We start from the raw sequence: 18,884 nt of genomic DNA, 5'->3' as shown, positions 1-18,884 counted from the left end.
GTTATCATGGCAGATTATCCGGTTCACTCTTTTACGGAGCTCGAGTCCCGCTACTACCAGCCCACGTTCTCGCGGGCGATCCAGATCGTGCGCGGGCGGGGCTCCCGCGTCTGGGATTCGGAAGGAAGGGAGTACATCGACTGCGTCGCCGGAATAGCGGTCTGCAGCACGGGACACTGTCATCCGGCAGTGGTGAAGGCGATCTGCGATCAGGCGCGGGAGCTGATCCACTGCTCCAATCTGTACTACGTGCCGCATCAGGGGGAGCTGGCGCGGAAACTGGCGGAGATCACCGCCCTCTCTCGTGTCTTCCTGACCAACTCCGGTACGGAGGCGACAGAGGCAGCGATCAAGCTCGCGCGGATCGCCACGAAGAGGAAGAAGTTCGTTGCATTCGACCACGGTTTCCACGGCAGAACCCTCGGCGGGCTTGCTGTCACCCATAAGCCTGCGATCCGGGAGCCGTTCGAGCCGCTCGAGCCCCGCTGCACCTTCCTGCCGTACGGGGATCTGGAGGCCGTGCGAAAGGCCGTGGATGCCGATACCGCCGGCATCTTCGTGGAGCCCGTCCAGGGGGAGGCGGGCGTCATCCTCCCGCCGGAGGGCTTCATCGCCGGCCTGCGGGAGATCTGCGACGATACCGGAGCCCTCCTGATCGTCGACGAGGTGCAGAGCGGGATGGGTCGGACAGGGAGCTGGCTCGCCATCCAGCAGGAGCGGGTGGAACCGGACATCGTGACGCTGGCAAAAGGGCTTGCCAGCGGATTTCCCATCGGTGCCATGGTCGCCAGGGAGGGGCTCCTCTTCAAGAAGGGCGACCATGGAAGCACCTTTGCCGGCGGGCCGATCGCATGTGCGGCTGCGCTCGCCACCATCGGCGTGATCGAGGATCTCCTCCCGGAGATTCCAGCAAAAGGCGAACGGTTCCGCCGGGGTCTTGCCGCCTGCCGTCCGCGCGTGCGGGGCCTGATGATCGGCATCTCGATCGGGGAGCGCTGCCCCGAGGTGCAGCAGCGCTGTATGGATGCCGGACTTCTCGTCAACTGCGCCGCCGACGGCAATCTCCGCCTTGTACCTCCACTGGTCATCCAGAACGAGGAGATCGACAGGGCGATCGAGGTCATCCATGCGGCGACTGGTTAGGTCGTGCTTTACGGGAGGCGGCTACGTCTACGCGACCCGGGCCGAAGAGATAGCGCGTGCAGCCGGTCACACCCGCTGTGCGCGCCTGGCATCGAACGAGAGCCCGTTCCCGCCCTCCCCCCTCGCCATCGAGCGTGCGGTGCAGGCGATGCGCCGGGCAAACCGGTATCCGCCGGAGGTGCCCGAATCGCTCTGCCGCGCTCTCAAAAGATTGCATGGGGACTATCCGGTAGCGATCGGGAACGGTATGGACGGTGTCATCGAGACGCTGATGAGAACGCTCGTGGACCCCGGCGACACGGTCGTCATCGCAACACCGACCTTCTCCTTCTACGGCGTTGCCGCTACAGCGCAGGGGGCGTCCATCCGCACAGTACCCCGCCGTAAGGACTTCTCGGTGGACGTTGCGGCGTTCGTCGATGCCTGCCGGGGGGCAAAGATCGCCTTTCTCTGCACTCCCAACAATCCCACGGGAACCCTCACCCCCGTCGAGGCGGTAGAGGAGATCCTGAAGAGCATCGACGGACTGCTCTTCCTTGACAATGCATACGTCGAGTTCTCGGAGACCGATTATCTGCCGCTCCTGAAGGACCATGACAATCTTGTGATCGGCCGCACGATGTCGAAGATTTACGCCCTCGCCGGCCTCCGCCTGGGGTATGCGTTCATGCCTGCCTGGCTCCTGCCGTACTACCGCAAAGCGGCGACCCCGTTTGCCGTGAACGCGGTGACCGCGGCAGCCGCCGAGGGGGCCCTTGCCGATCGGGATCTCGTAGAGCGGACGCGGGCTCATGTGAGGGCATGGAGGGAGATCGTTCGGGACCGCGTGAACTTCCCCACCTTCCCCTCGGAGGCCAATTTCGTCCTGGTGGACGTGCGCCCGCACACGGGGGATGCGGTGATGGAGAGGCTGGCAGCCAGGGGGGTGCTCGTGCGCTCCTGCACCAGTTTTCCCATGCTCGGTGATCACTATATCCGCGTGAGCATCGGCGATGCATGGGAGAACGAACGGTTCCTGGAAGAGATGAATCGGCTATGATGGTGGGCATTACCGGCGTTCCCGGGACCGGGAAATCCAGTGTCGCTCGGGAGCTGGAGGACAGGGGGCATCGTGTCGTCCGCCTAGTGGATGAAATCGGGAGTTATGTCTGCGAAGAGGATATCGATCGGATGACCGCGGTCGTCGATGAGGAGCGTTTTGCGGAAGAGTTTCCTCCGGTGGAGGGGTTCGTGGAGGGGCTCCTCGCGCACTTTCTCCCCTGCGACCGGGTGGTGGTGCTCCGCTGCCGACCCGATGTGCTGCGGGAGCGTCTGGAGAAGCGGGGCTATCCGAAGGCGAAGATCGACGAGAACGTCGAGGCAGAGGCGCTCGACGTGATCCTGATCGAGACGGTCGAGCGCCATCCCCCGGAGCATATCCTCGAGATCGACACCACGATGCTCTCGCCGGCGGATGCCGCGGACAGGATCGAGGGGTTCCTCGCGGGAAGGGTTGCTCCATCCTGCGGAACGCTCGACTGGTCGGAGTACGTGATGCGACGATGACGCTGGATCGCCTGCGGCCGTATACGGGGGTGATGCTGCGACCGCTGATCGCGGCCTGCCGGTGGGCAGGCATCACCCCCAATGCCTTCAGCGTCGCATCGTTCCTTGCCGCCTTCCTGGCCGGTTTCGCCTTCTACGCACAGCAGATCCCCCTCGCGGTGGCGCTCGTGGGCGTGAATGCCCTCTTCGATGCGCTCGACGGAGCGCTCGCGCGAGCTCTGATGGTGGACGGGAAGAAGGGTGACTTCCTGGATCATGTCATCGATCGCTACGCGGACATCTTCATCATCACCGGCATATTTGCGGGAGGCGCCGCTCCCTGGGAGATAGGCATATTCGCCCTCACCGGTGTGCTGATGGCATCCTATCTGGGCACGCAGGCGCAGGCGGTGGGTGTCGGCCGCTACTACGGCGGGATTCTCGGAAGGGCGGATCGGCTGGTTCTGATCCTCATCGCCGGCGTGCTGGATGTCCTCATCCCCGCGGGGGTATTCGGGTTGCCCTACCTGGGGTGGCTGCTCATATTCTTCGGCATCCTGGGTCACGCCACCGCAGCCCAGAGATTCATCTACGTCATCCGGAGGATCTAGAAGGGAGACGGGAGATCATCTGCGGTTGATCTCTTCCCGCACCCGATGAATGGCATCGTAGATCGCCCCGCGGAACTCCCTGCCTATCTCCTCCCAGGTCTTACCCTCCGCCGGAGCCCTCTCCGGCTGCCTCCTCCCCTCGTCCGATCGATCTCCGGAGAGACGGGAGAAGATATCGATGTACCCGAAGATCAGCACACCCAGGAAGAGGAACGGATAGACCAGGGGTTCTACGAACTCCAGCACCCGGAATACGTCGAGATTGTAGAGCTCGTCCACGAAGCGGAAGATGCGGAAGAGAAACGCGACCAGGAAAATGCTTGCGGTGGCAGAGAAGAAAGGCGCCGGCAGATTCAGCGGAAAAGCAAATGCGGAAAAAACCTCGGCGATCAGGAACATGACGGCAATAAAGACGAGAAGCCCCGCATTCAGCCATAGAAACCCCACGATGGCACTGAAAAGCGGCGCGTTCACATGGCCGGCAAGGAGTGTTATGATCGCAAGGACGACCAGGAAGAGAATGATTCCGATCGTTTTCGACAGAATGATCCAGGCAATGGATGGCTTTTCCTGCACCATCGTGCTTCTCCTCGATCGGGGTGCGATCGACTCAGGCAGCAGCCTCTCCGTACCATTTGGGGGAGGTGAGAGATAAGCATATCCACGATACGGACGGAATGGGGGGAGAATGCAGCGAGTCCTGCGCTCTGCCCTCCCGCTCTCTCTCGCTCCAGCAACCCCGTGTCTCTGCCCCGGGATCCATCGAGAGGGCCCGGTGCGATGGCGGTTACCGTGATGGTCTCTCTAACCTCGAATTTTCAGCGAGCGTGAAAATAGCACCAGGAACACGCCCATCCCGAAGAAGGCGAGCCCCGTGATCAGAGCCAGGGGGGAGCCCAATCGCAGGTAGTCCGTGACGGAGTAACCGGCGAAGAAGCCTGTCAGGTAGGATGCGACGCTCCACCTGCCGTTGAGCGCCGCATACAGGAAGGGGATCAGGGCGATGGGAAGGATCATCAGTGAGATCGTGTAGTCCCCCGCTACCGCAGTCTCCGGGGACAATCCGGCATGCTGCAGGCATATGACGTTGTACATGAAGTCCAGACCGATGCCGAAGAGATCGAGGTCCAGGGGGACGGCGCATCGCATCAGGGCTCCAGCGAACATCGAGGCGATGAACAGTTTCATCAGCCGATCCAGCAGTCTCATGCATGGAATTGGTTGTAACAGGTTGTATATATAGTTTGTATAATCTTTAATTCTGAAATTTCGATAGAATTTTGCAAATAAAATGAATAACATACCCAAAACGTGACGATTCCTTGCCACTGTACCATTGGAACAGGATTCGTCGATCGGTCAGAACCAGCGGTCGAGTGTCTTCTGGCCGCTGCTCTCGCGGAGTTTCGCGAGAGCGGCCTGCACGCGCCCCTCGGTGAAGTCGTAACGGTCCACCAGCATGGAGAGGACCCCCTCCGCATCCGGCGGATTCCACGCCAGGTCGTACCGACTCTCCACCGGCGGGTGAATGAAGAATGCACGGATCGGGCCGGGATCGAGATCGGGAAGGTGCTCCTTCAGCGCTGCATCAGCCTCCCCTTTCAGCACCAGCTTGAGGGCGGTCTTCGGCCCGATCCCGCGAACCCCGGGATTGAAATCCGTTCCTACGAGGATGCCGATGTCGATCAGCTGCTCGCGGGTGATCGAGAGTCCTTTCAGCACATCGGCCAGAACGATGCGTTCCGGGGAGACAACGACCGATCGGCCCCGCACCTTTCTCCGCCCGCTGATGGTCAGGTTCCGAACAAGCACCGGCGCGCCGAAGAGGAGGGCGTCGTTGTCCTGCGAGACGGCATAACTGGCTGCACCCTGCTCCACCATCCAGGCAGCCTGAGCCTCACCCTCGCTCGGCGCCTGGATCCAGGGGATTCCCATCAGGGTGAGAAGCTCTTTGGCACTCTCCAGAACGAGATCGTCGACGCGCGACGAAGAACGGGCCTGCCGGTAGGCTTCGTCCATGTCCCCGAGCGAGAGCGCTTCCCTCCAGCGCTCTCCAGCCGCCCTCCGGATCTCCCTGCGCTGTTCGATCGTCTCCGCCTTGAAACGGGGAGGCGTGCCGTCGAAGATGTAGACCGGGTTTATCCCCTTCTCCATGAAGTTGAGGGTCCGGAAAAATATGCCGGAGAGGTGGGATGTGACACGCCCTTTACTGTCCATCAGGGGCGTTCCGTCGGGCTGTCGGATGATCGAGAGAAACTGGTAGAGGGCGTTGTTCGCATCGATGGCGGCAACGCCCGAGAGGGTCTCCCACCCCACCGTCTTCTTGTACTCGATCAGGATATCCCGGATAGCGACGCCCATGACACGGATACTGCAGGTTTGTGCACGATCACCGATACATCCTCTTCGACAGGTCCTGCACGATGCTGTCGATGTGGCTGACGGTGTTCTCGTACTTCCTGCCCATCATATCCGATATCTCCTCGAGATTGACCCGCATGGTTCTCTCCCGCGCGATGACGTTGTTATCGAGGTGGTGGATCTTCATGCCCAGGGAGAGGAACAGTCCACCGAGCGAGAGCATTAAAAAGGTGGCGGATAGAGCGATGATCAGATCCTGCCAGACACGCCAGACGAGTGCCAGGGTGGAGATGACCATTATCAGGGTCAGCACGATGTCTCCAACGAATTCGCGAATCTCCATGAATTTAGATAACAAGGATTCATTAATTAAGCTAACTATAATGGATTGGTAGAAGACATGGACATACAGAAATTGTTACCGTTCCTCGGCATGCCCGCCCTGCTGATTGCGGTCGAGATTTTGGCGCTTCTACTCTCTTCACCCCTACAGGAGAGCGGGGCGATGGCATTTGAGGATCCTTCGGCTGTTGAAAATTCTTTAATATTTATCTTTTTTTTACTGGTGATGACTGCGATAATGCTCATTTTAATCAGAGTCCGAGTGAAATGGTTCATCAAGTACTTTATCGCATTTGCTATCGCAACCAGCTTATTTTATGTGTTCCTTGCAATTGCCACGATTCTTACCGGTGGTACCTTCTGGGGCTTCGTACTCTCTATAATGTTTGCGATTATTGCAACTGTCATTCTTTACAAGTATCCGGAATGGTATGTCATCGATGCGTTCGGGATCCTGATCGCTGCCGGGGTTGCGTCCATATTCGGCATCTCCCTTGCCATCCTCCCCGTCCTGATCCTTCTCGTCCTCCTCGCCGTCTACGATGCCATCTCGGTGTACAGAACGAGGCACATGATCACCCTTGCGGAAGGCGTGCTGGAGACGAAAGCCCCTATACTCTTTGTAATCCCGAAGAAAGCCGATTATTCGTTTGTGCGGGAGGGAGTATCCATGCAGAAGGGGGAGCGCGGGGCGTTCATCATGGGGATGGGTGACCTGATCATGCCCACCATCCTCGTCGTCTCGGCTAACGTCTTCCTGCGCGGGGAGACAACGGTGATCCTGACTATTCCCGCCCTCGGGGCGATGGCCGGCTCGTTCGTCGGGCTTGCCGTGCTGATGCACTTCGTCAGTCGGGGGCGTCCCCAGGCCGGACTCCCGCCGCTCAACGCCGGAACCATCGGGGGGTTCCTCCTGGGTTGCGCTATCGCGGGGGCGTGGGGCTGGGTTCCCTTTGTGTGAGGATCGCATCCAGGACTTCACCGACCCCGCTCCCCGTCTCGGTGGACATGTTCAGGAAGCCGGGCAGGGGTCGGATATCCGCCTTGTTCACGGCAACGATCAGGGGGACGGCGACCATGCCCTCCACCTCCTCCAGCAGGCGGCGCTGCTCTTCGAGAGTATACCCGCAGGTCTCGCTGGCATCCAGAATGAAGAGCACCGCATGCGCCACGTTCATCAGGGCGGAGAGCGCCTGCCTCTCGATCGGGTTCCGCTCCTGCATCGGGCGGTCCAGAATCCCCGGCGTATCCACGAACTGCACGCGCTCCCGTCCGACAGTACGGTGGCCCAGCAGAATCCCTCTGGTGGTGAAGGGATAGGACGCAACCTCCGGCTCCGCAGTGGTCACCCGTCGGATGAACGAGGACTTGCCCACGTTCGGGTATCCCGCCACGACGATCGTGAACTCGTCCCGGATGTCGGGCAGTTCCCGAAGTGCGTTCCGAACATCGTTGAGGTAACGGAGATCTCCATCCACCTGGTGCACGATGGACGCGATCCGTGCCACCGCCCGTCTGCGGACAGTGAGGGTGTCCTCGGCATGCCGCATCAGACGGGCTTCGCCAATGCCGACCTGCATTGCGCTTCTCGCTGCCCAGCTCACGGCGCCGAGCGACTTTTTCACGCTGCCCACACCGAACAGGATGTCCACCATATCTCGGTAGAAGGGGGGGACCGAATCGATGGATGGAAATCTGTGGACGATGTCGTCGAGGCGGTCGTGCACCGCCTGTGCGATGGATCGAACGAACTCCTCGTTCGCACGGTCCCTGTTCCGTTTATCCTTCATCTTCTTTGCCGCCCGCCGCAGACTTCTGTCGAGGACTTCATCGGCGGTCGGCACGGTTGGTATACTCTCGAATTCCACGCGGCACAACCCATTTATGTATGGCAAACTAAGATGATCAATCATTATGGATTTATCGCTCATTCAGAGGGAGATCCTGATCACGCTCATCACCCTGTACCACCATCACTCTCACGCGATCAAGGGGGAAGAGATAGCAGAGGTGCTGAAGCGGAATCCGGGCACGGTCCGGAACCAGATGCAGGCGCTGAAGGCGATTGGTCTAGTGGATGGTGTGCCGGGCCCCAAGGGGGGGTATGTCCCGACAGGTCTGGCCTATCGGGAACTCAATCTCACGAACTACGAGCAGGAGGCAAACGTTCCCATCCAGCGGAACGGGAATCCGGTGCAGGGGGTTCGGGTCAGCGAGATCGACTTCACCACGCTCTGCCACCCCGATCTCTGCCATGCCGACGTGAAGGTCATCGGAAGCATCCGATCGCTGGAGATCGGAGAACGGATAACGATCGGCCCTACCCCCGTCAACAAACTCCTCATCCGAGGGGAGATCATCGGCAAGGACGAGGTGAAGCAGGTTCTTCTCGTCTCCATCTCCGAGATGGTGTCGCTCCCCAAGAAACCGATCCGGCACTACATGAGCTCCCCCCTCATCTCGCTTCCCATCGGCGCCACACTCGAGGATGCGATACGCCTCTTTTCGCTTCATCGCGTTCATGGAGCCCCTGTCATGGACGGGGATGCGCTCAAGGGGATCATCACGCTGACGGATGTTGCCGATGCGCTTCGGCAGGGCAAAGCCATGGACACATCCATCCGCGAAGTGATGACGACCGACGTGGTCAGCGCTCCTTCCAGTACCCGCCTGTTCGAAGTGATAAAAAGGTTCAAGGAGAGGGAGATCGGTCGACTGATCGTAACGGAGAACGACAAGCCAATAGGCATTCTCACCCAGACCGATATCATCCGGATACTCCCCTCCCTGTAATTCTTTTCTCCTCCAGGGGACGCGTACCATGCCGCTCACGGAGTTAAGTATATATATTGGAATCTCTATTCTGTGTCCAACGACCTCTGGCAGCCGTTCGGGATGAGAGGGTTGCCGGATTCCAGGAGTGGATGAAACAATGGCAGAGTTACCCCATGCGCCTGTCGGCAGGATCATTAAAAACGCGGGAGCGGAACGTGTCAGTGCGGATGCAGCCGAGGAGCTTGCTTCGATCATGGAGGAGTATGCGAACAGGATTGCAAAAGAAGCGATCAAGCTGGCCAGTCATGCAGGGAGGAAGACTGTTAAAGCGCCCGACATCCGTATGGCTGTGGAGACTGTAAGGTAGAAAATTCGGGCAAATACAACCAGATTTCACCAAAAAATACCGAATCACAACAATTTAAATAGTAATAAGTACCCTTTTTCTGTATATGAGTAGAACCTTCTCCCGCGCCCTTGCGAGAAAGAAAATTATGAGCAATGACGGAATGGTCATCGGCACGCTGAAAAATATCATGGTGGATCTGGAGTCCGGGCAGGTGGTGGACCTGATCGTCAAGCCGGATCCGTCTTTCAATACGGAAGGCTACCGCATGGATGGGGACCGCATGTTCATCCCCTTCGAAGCCGTGAAGGACATCAAGGACTATATCGTCGTCGACCGCTATCTATCCAAGAAATAATCCGATATGTGCTTTTTGCGGCGGGACGGTTAATTTTGCCGCTTTTTTCGACCATTCCTCCACAACGTCCGGGGATACGGCGGGCGGCATCCCTCCGGGATGCGGCGTTATGGTGTAAGAAGATCTGTTGCGACTCCTCGCTCACGCCTCCGGAGGGGAGGGGGCTGCTCCGTTTTATTCCCCCTGCGAATGGAGCTCAGTCGGCTGGATTCCCGCCCAGTGGCTCGTAGTTGTGGTTCCTGCACAATCGGAATGCGAGGCGGAGTGGTTTGCTATGGTTTGCCGGCATCCGATCCGGCAGGATGTGAGGGCAGGTGCACCATGCAGAGATCCAGGTGATCGGGGTGCGATGATGTCTGCGGCTCTGAACAGGCATCGGTTTTTCCACGTGGATCTTCCACCGGCAGGTATCGCACATCGGTTCAATCGGAGTCTGGGTCGGAGATTCCAGGACGAGTTTCTTCATTCCCCCGCCACCCCCTTTAGATGCGTGGAGCGTGTTGCAGTAAAATAAACGCGATGTTATAGTACTTAGTTATATAAAAAACATTGCTTCAACCTATCATCCGCTTCCAGACCGCCCCGGCGAGCCCTCCGGTGAGACACGGCATTTTTCGCGGAGGGGATTCCGGCTCTCCCATCGCAGGGAGAACCGGCCACGGTGTCGGATGCGGATCGAAAGAGTCTGCATGGACCGCTCGCCCGCGCACCGGTACAGTCGGGCGGGTGCTGCTGCAGAGGAGGGCACCGCTCCGCCCCGCGGATGGGGGCGCCTCCCGGCCACCGGAGAGGGTTCTTGCCCCGGGAAAAAGGACAGCCCTTCGATCCGGGCGGCAGGAACTCCGTCCTCCGTCAGGAATCGTCATAAAAAAAAGTTTCCGCCCGACAGGACGACGGTAGCGGAATCGGCAATGCGGATCGTCAGCGATCCATCGCGAACAGATGCCGGTACTTCGCGATCGCCTCGACCACTCCCTCGCCGAACGGTTTTGATGTCACCCATGCCGCCGCACCCTTCGCCTCGGGATGGGCGTTCGCAACGGCAATCCCGATTCCGGCTGCCGCCAGCATCTCGGTGTCGTTCTCCGAATCCCCGATTGCCATGAACTCACGGCTCTCGAGCCCCATTGCGCGGGCAAGCCGGGTCAGGGCGATCCCCTTGTTGAGGTCGGGAGAGAGCAGGTGTATGGCAAATCCGGTATGCACCACGCGTATGGGAAAATCGGACAGGACGCTGCGCACCTCGCCCACGTCCACCGTCGGACCGAATGCGACGTCGGAAAACCGATAGTTGGGGCTGTAGAGGTTCAGCCTCTTCCCCTGCGGTCCAAAGTGGGCCTCAAGCCTCCGAAAAGCATCCCAGGCCAGCGACTGATCCCCAAAAATATGGAGGTCTCCATCGTAGCCGACACGGAACACGCCGCCATTTTCGGCAATGAACGTTCCTGAAGTGCCGATCATCTTGGATACGGCGTCCATGAAGCAGGCGGTGTTGCCGCTTGCCAGCGTCACTTCGATGCCTTGGTCGAGGAGACTGCGGAGACACTCGATGGCAGCGGAACTGATCCTGCGGCGTCGATCAGTCAATGTACCATCGATGTCGCATATGATGGCTTTTAACATGGTTTGAGCCCTGACTGCTCAACCATGAATGTCGCCTCGCCTTCCGGCAGGTTGGGACTGTCCACCAGCCTGGCGATCCGCTTCCCCCCTTTGCTCTTCCGCAGGTAGAGACGGAACGTCGCCGTATGCCCCACGATGTTCCCTCCGATGGGCTTGGTGGGATCCCCGAAGAAGACACCCGGGTTGGACATGACCTGGTTGGTGACCAGTGCCACGGCGTTGTGTTCGTCCACCAGCTTGAAGAGCTCGTGCATGTGCCGGTTCAGCTTCTGCTGCCGCGACGCCAGAGTTCCCCGCCCCGCATACTCCGCCCGGAAGTGCGAGGTCAGCGAGTCCACGATGAAGAGGCGGATGGGCCTGTCGCTACCCTTCAATTCGGCAGCAAGTTCACGGGCGGTCTCGATGAGGAGCATCTGGTGATCGGACGTGAGCGCCCGCGCCACCTGGATATTGCTCAGGAACTCCTCCGGACTCCCGATCTCGATGCCGAGCCCGTTCAGGCCGTTCACCATCTGCTCGATCCTCTCGGGACGGAAGGTGTTCTCGGTGTCGATGAACAGCGCACTTCCCGCGAGCCCGCCGACTTCCTCGGGAAGCTGGACGTTCACCGCCATCTGGTGAACGATCTGGCTCTTCCCGGACCCGAACTCCCCGTAGAGCTCGGTGATGGCCTGCGTCTCCATCCCTCCGCCGAGCAGGTTGTCGAGGTCCGGCACCAGGGTCTTCAGTTTCCGCACATTCTTCCTCTGCTCGAACACATCCTTACCCGTCTTGAACCCGCCGATGTCGGCCACTTCGCGGGCAGCCTTGATGATCTTCTTCGCCGTGGACTCTCCGATCTCCGCGGCTTCGGCCAGCTCCGCAGGGGAGGCGGTGGCAATGCTCTCGATGGTGCTGAAACCCGCATCCCGCAGTTTATCCGCAGTTGTGGGTCCAACACCGGGGAGATCTTCCAGATACGTGGTTGCAGACATTCGTATCATCTACCTGGCATTCTCGATCTCGAGCGGTCAGCTCAGATACCATCTTTATATACGCAGTACCCCATAAAGGTGTTCAGCCGTGCAGCGCGAAAGTGAAGGGCCTGCATGGCCAGTCCCGTAAAAATTCCGCGATTTAAAGAGATCCGATCTCTGGCAGTTCCCGCTGTGGTGCGTATATCTCCCAGCAATGTCCGCACTCCGCACGTGCACCCCGCAGCGAGCCGTCGGGGGGACGACATCCGCACCGAACCTCCCCGAAACCGGTCCTGGCCTGAGCGATGCGCCGCGGCAGAGATTCTCGGACATCTTTCCACCCATGCGCCTGCAACCGCCGTTCCGACGCCCCCTCCCGCAAGAACAGAAGTGAGCCGGACGGGGATCAGAGACGGTCCAGGAACGATCGCGTACGGGCGATGAGTCGGGCCCTGTCCAGAACGATCCTCTCGCTCGACAGGACCTGCAGCCTCCTCTGGCATGCCAGCCCCCGAACCCTCATCTCCGATCCAGGGGGGAGTTCCCCCTCCAGCATATAGTACTCCCTGCCATCGTCTATCGCGGTGCCGTACAGGGTAGCCAGAACGGTTCCCTGAAAGACGATCTCCTCCGCCTCCCGGCAGCACCTGACGAGAACGCTGCCCCGCTGGAGGGAGAGCTCGAGACCTCCCTGCCGGCTCTTGCGGGCAAGCGCCCCGTGCACTTCCACGCTCTCCCCGGGCATCAGAAGATCCCTTGCCATGTCGCCCCAGAAGACAAGCCGCACCTCCCCGTCCTGGCAATCGAGGATAGCGTTTCGGACGAAGGACTGCTCTCCCCGCCGATCGGTGAAACTTCGCATCGGCTCGACGGTCTTCAGCGTCCCGCGGACGGAGTATGTCCTCCCTTCCTCTATCTCGCCGGGCCGTGCGAACGGGATCTCGACATCCGCGGCCAGAGGCTCGATTCGCCCCAGCTCGTCCAGATGGTACTCGAACCTCTCCGCCCGTGATACCCTCTTTGCACCCCGGATGCGGTAACTTCCTCCCGGTTCGACCGTAGCCAGGAGCATCGGCGCCCAGCAGACCAGGCGCACGGTTCCGAAAGCCCCCCCGACAATCGCCTCCTGCATCTCGCCCGCGCTGCCGTCCCGCCGGCAGAACTCCCGTATCTCCCCCTTCGATAGGACGTACGCCTCGATATCCTCGATGCCGTTGCCGGCTGCCGCTACAGCGGCAGCGGCGCCGTCGAGGTGGATCTCGCAGACGGCCTTGCGGAGAGCGAGGGCGTGAACCTCGATCGGGCCGTTCGCATGAGCCTGCTGCGGGCGGCCGATGATCTCCAGCACTTCCCCGACATCGATCTCGTCGATCGCGGCTGCCTTCTCATCCCACAGGACGACCCGGACGCGGCCGCTCTCATCCCCCACCTGCAGGCTCGCCACCATGCCGTGGCTGCCATCCGAGCGGACGAACTCCCGGGGAGGGGAGCATTCCAGGATCTTCCCGAAAAAAGAGAGAAGAGATGCCCGGGCGGTGAGATCGCGAATCCTGACGTGGTGGCGGCCGCACTCCTTGACGACCAGCATGGCTGCAGTCTCCTCGTCCAGGAGGTCTCCGCTCTCCTCGATCTTCGCCTCTACTCTCTCCTCGAACTCCTCCCGCGAGAGCAGATCGTCCACGAGGGCATAGTGGAACTTCACACGGGCACCCCTACAGCCAGGGCGGGCGGATCATGGCAGCTGCGATATCGTCAATCCCCTCTTCGCGCCGCATGCAGGCAGCCCGATCCCGGCTGACGATGACCTCCGCGCAGCGTGGGCGGGCGTTGTACTGGGATGCCATGGCAAATCCGTATGCGCCGGTATCCAGGAGAGCAACGATGTCCCCGGCCTTCAGGGGCGGCAGCTTCCGCTCGACAGCCAGGAGATCCCCGCTCTCGCAGATGGGGCCGGCAATGGTATACGTCTCCGATGCGGGCTGATCCGCCTTGTTTACCGCAACGACCTCGTGGTAGGCATCGTACATCACCGGCCGCACGAGAAGGTTGAACCCGGCATCTACATTGGCAAACTGTCGGCTCGTCTTCTTGACCGAGTTCACGCGGGCGAGCAGCACAGTCGAATCGGCGACGAGTGACCGCCCGGGCTCGACCCAGAGCTCCGGTCGGATGCCCGCATCGACGATGCCCTGCAGGAAGACGGGCATCACGCCGGACGCGTACTCCTCGTACGTGGGAGCCGTATCCGTCTCCCGGTGGTAGGGAATGCCGAGCCCGCCTCCGAGATCGATGAACTTCAGATCCACCCCCTCGTCCACAAGCCGTACAGCGATCTCCATCATCACCTCCGTAGCACGCGTGAAAGGCTCGACAGACAGGATCTGGGAGCCGATATGGCAGTGTATCCCGACCGGATCGATATAATCGCAGGCAAGCGCCTCCCCATAGGCGTCGGGGATGCTCTCATGCGGGATTCCGAACTTGCTGCTGGCGAGCCCGGTGGCGATCTTCGGGTGCGTTGGGACCTGCAGGGCTGGATTGACGCGGAACGCGATCTCCACCCTCCTGCCCGCGGCAGCGGCGGCGGCATCCAGCTGGTGCAGCTCGTCGAAAGAGTCGACGGAGACGCGAATGCCGCTCTCCACCGCCCTGACCAGATCCGCGGGGCTCTTGGAACTGCCGTTGAAGAGCAGATGCTCCGGCGGCATGCCGGCCTGCAGGGCGAGGGCGAGTTCGCCCGAGGAGAAGACATCAGCCCCGGCCCCCTCGGATGCCAGTATGGTCAGGATTGTGACGTTGCCGTTTGCCTTGGCTGCGTAGAGGATCCGCACGTTCGGGTAGTAATCGGAGAGCGCAGTATGGAATCTGCGGTAGTTATCCCGTATACGCTCCTCGCTTGTCACGTAGAGCGGAGTCCCGAACTGTTCTGCCAAGGTTGCGAGATCGTGATCGCCCATGTGGAGGTGACCGTTCCGAACCGAGAGATGGGGAGGCAGCCTCACGGTTTCAGCCTCCGGATCCGCGATAAAGCCTCCTGTATCCGCTCCACGGAGCGGGTGACGGCAAACCGCACGTACCGCGTGCCGTACTCCCCAAAACCGACTCCCGGCGTCGCCACGATGCCCGCTTCATGCAGGAGGCGGGTCGCGAACGTCATCCCGTCGGGAACCTCCATCCAGACGTAGAAGGTGGCTTTCGGGGAGTCGACGGCGAAACCCATGTCGTTCAGTCCATCGACGAGCATATCCCGCCGCTCCGCGTAGATGCCGCACGATCGCGCGATACAATCCTGCGGACCGGATAGCGCCGCGATCGCTGCTCTCTGTACGGCGTTGAAGATACCGGAGTCCACGTTGGTCTTCACCCTTTTCAGGCCGTCTAGGATGCTGGCATTCCCGCAGGCCATCCCGATGCGCCAGCCGGTCATGTTATAAGTCTTGGAGAGGGAGTGCATCTCCACTGCACACTCCATCGCGCCCTTCGTCTGCAGGAAAGAGGGTGCACGGTAGCCGTCGAAGGCAATCTCGGAGTATGCGTTGTCGTGCACCACGACGATCCCTCGATCCAGCGCGAGATCCACCACCTCCCGGAAGAAACCCTGCGGTGCCACCGCTGCCGTGGGATTGTTGGGGTAGTTGATGAACATGAGTTTCGCCCGCTTCAGGACCGCGTCGGGTATCGCCGATAGATCGGGGAGGAATCCGTTCTCGACGGAGAGAGGCATCGTGTGCACCCTTCCTTCGGCGAAGAGCGTTGATGTCCGGTACACGGGATAGCCCGGATCCGGGACCAGCACGTAGTCGCCGGGATTCACGAACGCCTCGGGGATGTGGGCGATGCCGTCCTTCGATCCCATCAGGGCGACCACCTCGTTCTCCGGGTTCAGCGTCAGGGAGAACCGCCTCCCGTACCAGGAGGCGACAGCATTGCGGAACTCCTGCATGCCCACGTAGGAGGGGTAGTGATGATTCTCCGGATCGCGGGCTGCAGCGCAGAGGGCATCCACGATGTGAGCGGGCGTCGGGAGATCCGGATCCCCCACGCCGAGGTCGATCACGTCCACCCCGCTCCGCTGCTTCTCCGCCTTCATCTCATCGATACGTGCAAACAGATAGGGGGGCAGATTGCCCATGCGTTCCGAGTACATCCATCAATTGTTTGTTGTGCGGGCTATTAAAAGCACTATCGGGTACAGCATCGGAAACGATCGGTGCCCTGCTGCGATGATACACGATCCGCACGGAGCCTGAAGGCCGGGCCCGAAGCCCTGGCAGGGCTGCACCCCTCGCGCGAAGATACGGGCGTCAATGTTCATGGATAGCGATGCCGAAATTGCGCTTTCGAGCAGGGCTGCGCCGTATACGCGTGAGGGGATGCGGCGTGAGGTGAGCGGCGTCATCCGTCTCCTCCGCCTGCAGGATACCATCACCCTTCGCTGCCGGGGCGAGCATTCGGAGAGGAGGGGGCGCATATCCATCCGCGAGCAGGGCACGGCGGGATTGCACCCGATCCGTATGCCTTTCGTCAGGCCGGGAGGAAGGGAAAGCCCGGTTCGCATGAGCCGTCTCCGCTTACTACATCGCAGACGGGACACACCAGTGATGGTCTCCCCTGTCCCACGGGGCGGAAGTGAATGTGATAAGGATCCGCAGCAGAATGATGTTGGGATGAACATGACAGTTGATGACATAGTTGTCGTACTCTCAACTGCACCGCCGGAGGACTCTCCGAAGATCGCCCGCAGTCTCGTGGAGGAGGGTCTTGCCGCCTGCGTCAATATCGTCGCCGTCCGCTCCTTCTTCCGCTGGCAGGGCGAGTTCTCGTACGAGCACGAGGATCTCCTCGTCATCAAGACGCGGAGAGAGAATATGGATGCCCTGACATCCCGCATCCGGGAACTGCACCCATACGACCTGCCGGAGATCGTCGCTCTCCCGGTCGTGGGGGGATTCGAGAAGTACCTGGAGTGGGTAGCCGGAGCCGGAGAAGTATGAACACCTGCACGGTTCGGGCAGTCCAGATTCGCGGCAGCGAAGTCCGCGCCATCGTCGATTCCGTCAACCGCGAGGATGCCGTCTCCCTGTACGTCAACGATCGCCTGTTCGCCACGCTTGTGGCGAGCCGCGATCAGCTGCGGGAGCTCGGAGCCGGATTCGTGGTCTGTGAAGGTCTGGCGGATCGGGTCGAGCACGTTGAAGCCCGCGGAACCGAGGTGCGGATCCGCGCCGATATTCCGAACGCCGTGCAGAGGGGGATCGGATCCTCCGGGGGCATCGACATCCTGCGGGAGCCCCGCAGGGTTGCATCCAGCCTGCGGATAGATCCGGAGATGGTCTTTGCCGTGACAGAGGCGATCGTCTCCGATGTATGGCGGGAGACGGGCGGTGTCCACACATCCGTCCTCTTCTCCGAAGGGGAACTCGTGGCCACGAGCTCGGATGTGGGGAGGCACAACACCGTCGACAAAGTTGTCGGCCACGCGCTTCTGAACGGCATCGATCTCTCCCGCTGCGTGATCGGGTGCACGGGGCGGCAGCCCCGGGGGATGGTGTCCAAGGCGGCGAACGCCGGAGTGCCCATCGTCATCTCGAAGGCGGCCTCGACGGATCGGGGGATCAGCACCGCAGAAGAGACGGGGGTCACTCTGATCTGCTTCGCCCGGGAGGGGCGGTTCACCGTCTACACGCATCCGGAGCGGATCATCGGGCTGTAACCGATCCCCGCCGGCATCCTCTGTTTGAGGCGTCCGGGGGCAGGCGGGCTGACGCCCGCCCGCACGACGCAGGGCGATCCCCGGGATCGCTGCCCGGAGGCGCCATGCCCCGGGCGGAATGGCCGGCCCGACGCAGGATCCCTGGAGCACGCCGTGCGGGCGATTGGCGGACTCATGGCAAAGCTTCAAATGCAGGATGCGCTGAAACGTCAGCATCGGAGGGGGCATGCGGGCAATCACCGGCATCGGCAAGCTCGTCACGGCCGTGATCGTCACCCAGCTCGCCGGGGTGATTGGTTCGGCATTCACAGCCCCTTCCATACCTGTCTGGTATGCATCCCTGGAGAAGCCGTGGTTCACACCACCCTCGTGGGTCTTTGCGCCTGTATGGACGACGCTCTATCTTCTCATGGGGATCGCCCTCTACCTGATCTGGGCGCGGGGGCTGGACCATCCTGGCGTGATCCCCGCGATCGGAGTGTTCTCCATCCAGCTGGTGCTCAACGTCCTGTGGTCGTACCTCTTCTTCGGCCTGCAGTCGCCCCTGCTGGGTTTCGTGGAGATCGTGCTGCTGTGGATCGCGATAGCTGCCACGATCGCCCTCTTCTACCGCGTATCCCGCGCTGCTGCCATACTCCTGGTCCCCTACATCGCCTGGGTGACCCTGGCGGCCTTTCTCACGTACGCCATCTGGATTCTCAATCCCTGAGCGAGTGTCCATCCTCGCCTCCATGCGCAATGCAGCGGCGTTCCCCTCAGCCGGGAAGCGTATTGGCTCCTACGGTCAGGAATCTGCCTTCCACCGCGACCCCTCCTTATCGGACATCCGCCTGTTGGCAGCAATCGTCCTGTGCCGGAGGAGAACCGTGGCATTGGCCGCCATGAACCTGATCCCTCCGAGGACGGGGTATGATCGCCGCTGCTCGAGTGTCTCTCCCGCAGGCATGGGGAGCGGTCTGCTCGGAGGGGGACGCGAAGCGATCGGACTCACCCCGGCCGGACAAGGCACTTCCGCAGGGACTACAGGGGATCGCGGATTCTGAACGGGAGCGCCGCACTCAGGTGTGCCATCTCTTTCTCCGCCGGAGCGATCGTCTTTGCGGATGCGGTAGGGCAGGATGCTGTGCGGCGA

General features: G+C 61.0%; 21 protein-coding genes. 11 read left to right on the top strand and 10 right to left on the bottom strand.

From position 1 onward, the window contains the following. Positions 1-6: 6 nt before the first annotated feature. From QMC96_01040 to QMC96_01025, 4 genes are read left to right on the top strand one after another with little or no spacing between them, the layout of a single operon-like run. On the top strand, positions 7-1,143 hold the full coding sequence (locus QMC96_01040) for an acetylornithine/succinylornithine family transaminase (GenBank protein ID MDI6875343.1): 1,137 nt from the start codon (positions 7-9) through the stop codon (positions 1,141-1,143). Further along, positions 1,127-2,182: a histidinol-phosphate transaminase gene (gene hisC / locus QMC96_01035; GenBank protein ID MDI6875342.1), complete on the top strand. Its 1,056-nt coding sequence runs from the start codon at positions 1,127-1,129 to the stop codon at positions 2,180-2,182. Before QMC96_01040 ends, hisC begins: the two co-directional genes overlap by 17 nt. Continuing rightward, complete coding sequence (locus tag QMC96_01030) at positions 2,179-2,688, top strand: adenylate kinase family protein (GenBank protein ID MDI6875341.1); 510 nt, start codon at positions 2,179-2,181, stop codon at positions 2,686-2,688. The genes hisC and QMC96_01030 overlap by 4 nt, the downstream gene beginning before the upstream one ends. Then, positions 2,685-3,278, top strand: a complete 594-nt coding sequence (locus tag QMC96_01025; GenBank protein ID MDI6875340.1) for a CDP-alcohol phosphatidyltransferase family protein — start codon at positions 2,685-2,687, stop codon at positions 3,276-3,278. Before QMC96_01030 ends, QMC96_01025 begins: the two co-directional genes overlap by 4 nt. Positions 3,279-3,293: 15 nt before the next feature. On the opposite strand, the gene QMC96_01020 is transcribed toward QMC96_01025, so the two are convergent. The 4 genes from QMC96_01020 to QMC96_01005 all read right to left on the bottom strand — a co-directional run bounded on the left by QMC96_01020 (position 3,294) and on the right by QMC96_01005 (position 5,982). Further along, positions 3,294-3,857, bottom strand: coding sequence for a hypothetical protein (locus QMC96_01020; protein ID MDI6875339.1), 564 nt, complete (start codon positions 3,855-3,857; stop codon positions 3,294-3,296). A 225-nt stretch (positions 3,858-4,082) separates the two neighbouring features. Next, positions 4,083-4,487 (bottom strand): hypothetical protein, encoded by a 405-nt coding sequence (locus tag QMC96_01015; protein ID MDI6875338.1) that lies wholly within the window; start codon positions 4,485-4,487, stop codon positions 4,083-4,085. Between the two features lie 150 nt (positions 4,488-4,637). Next, positions 4,638-5,639 carry a flap endonuclease-1 gene (fen, locus tag QMC96_01010; GenBank protein ID MDI6875337.1) on the bottom strand — a complete coding sequence of 334 codons (1,002 nt, stop codon included), beginning with the start codon at positions 5,637-5,639 and terminating at the stop codon, positions 4,638-4,640. 28 nt (positions 5,640-5,667) lie between these two features. Further along, complete coding sequence (locus QMC96_01005; GenBank protein ID MDI6875336.1) at positions 5,668-5,982, bottom strand: hypothetical protein; 315 nt, start codon at positions 5,980-5,982, stop codon at positions 5,668-5,670. 57 nt (positions 5,983-6,039) lie between these two features. On the opposite strand from QMC96_01005, the gene QMC96_01000 reads away from it, so the two are divergent. Beyond that, positions 6,040-6,942, top strand: a complete 903-nt coding sequence (locus QMC96_01000; GenBank protein MDI6875335.1) for a presenilin family intramembrane aspartyl protease PSH — start codon at positions 6,040-6,042, stop codon at positions 6,940-6,942. Here QMC96_01000 and QMC96_00995 read toward each other — a convergent pair. Beyond that, positions 6,905-7,849 carry a 50S ribosome-binding GTPase gene (locus tag QMC96_00995; protein ID MDI6875334.1) on the bottom strand — a complete coding sequence of 315 codons (945 nt, stop codon included), beginning with the start codon at positions 7,847-7,849 and terminating at the stop codon, positions 6,905-6,907. The two genes, QMC96_01000 and QMC96_00995, sit on opposite strands and share 38 nt — an antisense overlap. A 46-nt stretch (positions 7,850-7,895) precedes the next feature. Here QMC96_00995 and QMC96_00990 point away from each other — a divergent pair, with 46 nt between their 5' ends. From QMC96_00990 to QMC96_00980, 3 genes are all read left to right on the top strand, one after another. Beyond that, positions 7,896-8,774: a CBS domain-containing protein gene (locus QMC96_00990; protein MDI6875333.1), complete on the top strand. Its 879-nt coding sequence runs from the start codon at positions 7,896-7,898 to the stop codon at positions 8,772-8,774. A 139-nt stretch (positions 8,775-8,913) separates the two neighbouring features. Next, positions 8,914-9,123, top strand: a complete 210-nt coding sequence (locus tag QMC96_00985) for a histone family protein (protein ID MDI6875332.1) — start codon at positions 8,914-8,916, stop codon at positions 9,121-9,123. Between the two features lie 85 nt (positions 9,124-9,208). Continuing rightward, on the top strand, positions 9,209-9,460 hold the full coding sequence (locus QMC96_00980) for a PRC-barrel domain-containing protein (GenBank protein MDI6875331.1): 252 nt from the start codon (positions 9,209-9,211) through the stop codon (positions 9,458-9,460). 921 nt (positions 9,461-10,381) lie between these two features. Here the strand turns inward: QMC96_00980 and QMC96_00975 are convergent. From QMC96_00975 to QMC96_00955, 5 genes are all read right to left on the bottom strand, one after another. Then, on the bottom strand, positions 10,382-11,083 hold the full coding sequence (locus tag QMC96_00975) for a phosphoglycolate phosphatase (GenBank protein MDI6875330.1): 702 nt from the start codon (positions 11,081-11,083) through the stop codon (positions 10,382-10,384). Then, complete coding sequence (radA, locus tag QMC96_00970) at positions 11,077-12,057, bottom strand: DNA repair and recombination protein RadA (GenBank protein MDI6875329.1); 981 nt, start codon at positions 12,055-12,057, stop codon at positions 11,077-11,079. Before radA ends, QMC96_00975 begins: the two co-directional genes overlap by 7 nt. A gap of 388 nt (positions 12,058-12,445) precedes the next feature. Further along, complete coding sequence (locus QMC96_00965; protein MDI6875328.1) at positions 12,446-13,741, bottom strand: OB-fold nucleic acid binding domain-containing protein; 1,296 nt, start codon at positions 13,739-13,741, stop codon at positions 12,446-12,448. A 10-nt stretch (positions 13,742-13,751) separates the two neighbouring features. Then, positions 13,752-15,041 carry a diaminopimelate decarboxylase gene (gene lysA / locus QMC96_00960; protein MDI6875327.1) on the bottom strand — a complete coding sequence of 430 codons (1,290 nt, stop codon included), beginning with the start codon at positions 15,039-15,041 and terminating at the stop codon, positions 13,752-13,754. Further along, entirely contained in the window at positions 15,038-16,186 is a 1,149-nt protein-coding gene (locus QMC96_00955; GenBank protein MDI6875326.1) for an LL-diaminopimelate aminotransferase, read from the bottom strand. Before QMC96_00955 ends, lysA begins: the two co-directional genes overlap by 4 nt. Positions 16,187-16,712: 526 nt before the next feature. On the opposite strand from QMC96_00955, the gene cutA reads away from it, so the two are divergent. From cutA to QMC96_00940, 3 genes are all read left to right on the top strand, one after another. After that, positions 16,713-17,033 (top strand): divalent-cation tolerance protein CutA, encoded by a 321-nt coding sequence (gene cutA / locus QMC96_00950; GenBank protein MDI6875325.1) that lies wholly within the window; start codon positions 16,713-16,715, stop codon positions 17,031-17,033. Next, on the top strand, positions 17,030-17,752 hold the full coding sequence (gene fdhD / locus QMC96_00945; protein ID MDI6875324.1) for a formate dehydrogenase accessory sulfurtransferase FdhD: 723 nt from the start codon (positions 17,030-17,032) through the stop codon (positions 17,750-17,752). The genes cutA and fdhD overlap by 4 nt, the downstream gene beginning before the upstream one ends. Positions 17,753-17,978: 226 nt before the next feature. After that, positions 17,979-18,461, top strand: a complete 483-nt coding sequence (locus QMC96_00940) for a tryptophan-rich sensory protein (GenBank protein MDI6875323.1) — start codon at positions 17,979-17,981, stop codon at positions 18,459-18,461. Positions 18,462-18,884 lie beyond the last annotated feature (423 nt).

This window comes from Methanomicrobiales archaeon, assembly GCA_030019205.1.
GTDB lineage: Archaea > Halobacteriota > Methanomicrobia > Methanomicrobiales > JACTUA01 > JASEFH01.
Note: the sequence above shows the minus strand (reverse complement) of the source record. Positions and strands in the feature narration are given on the sequence as shown.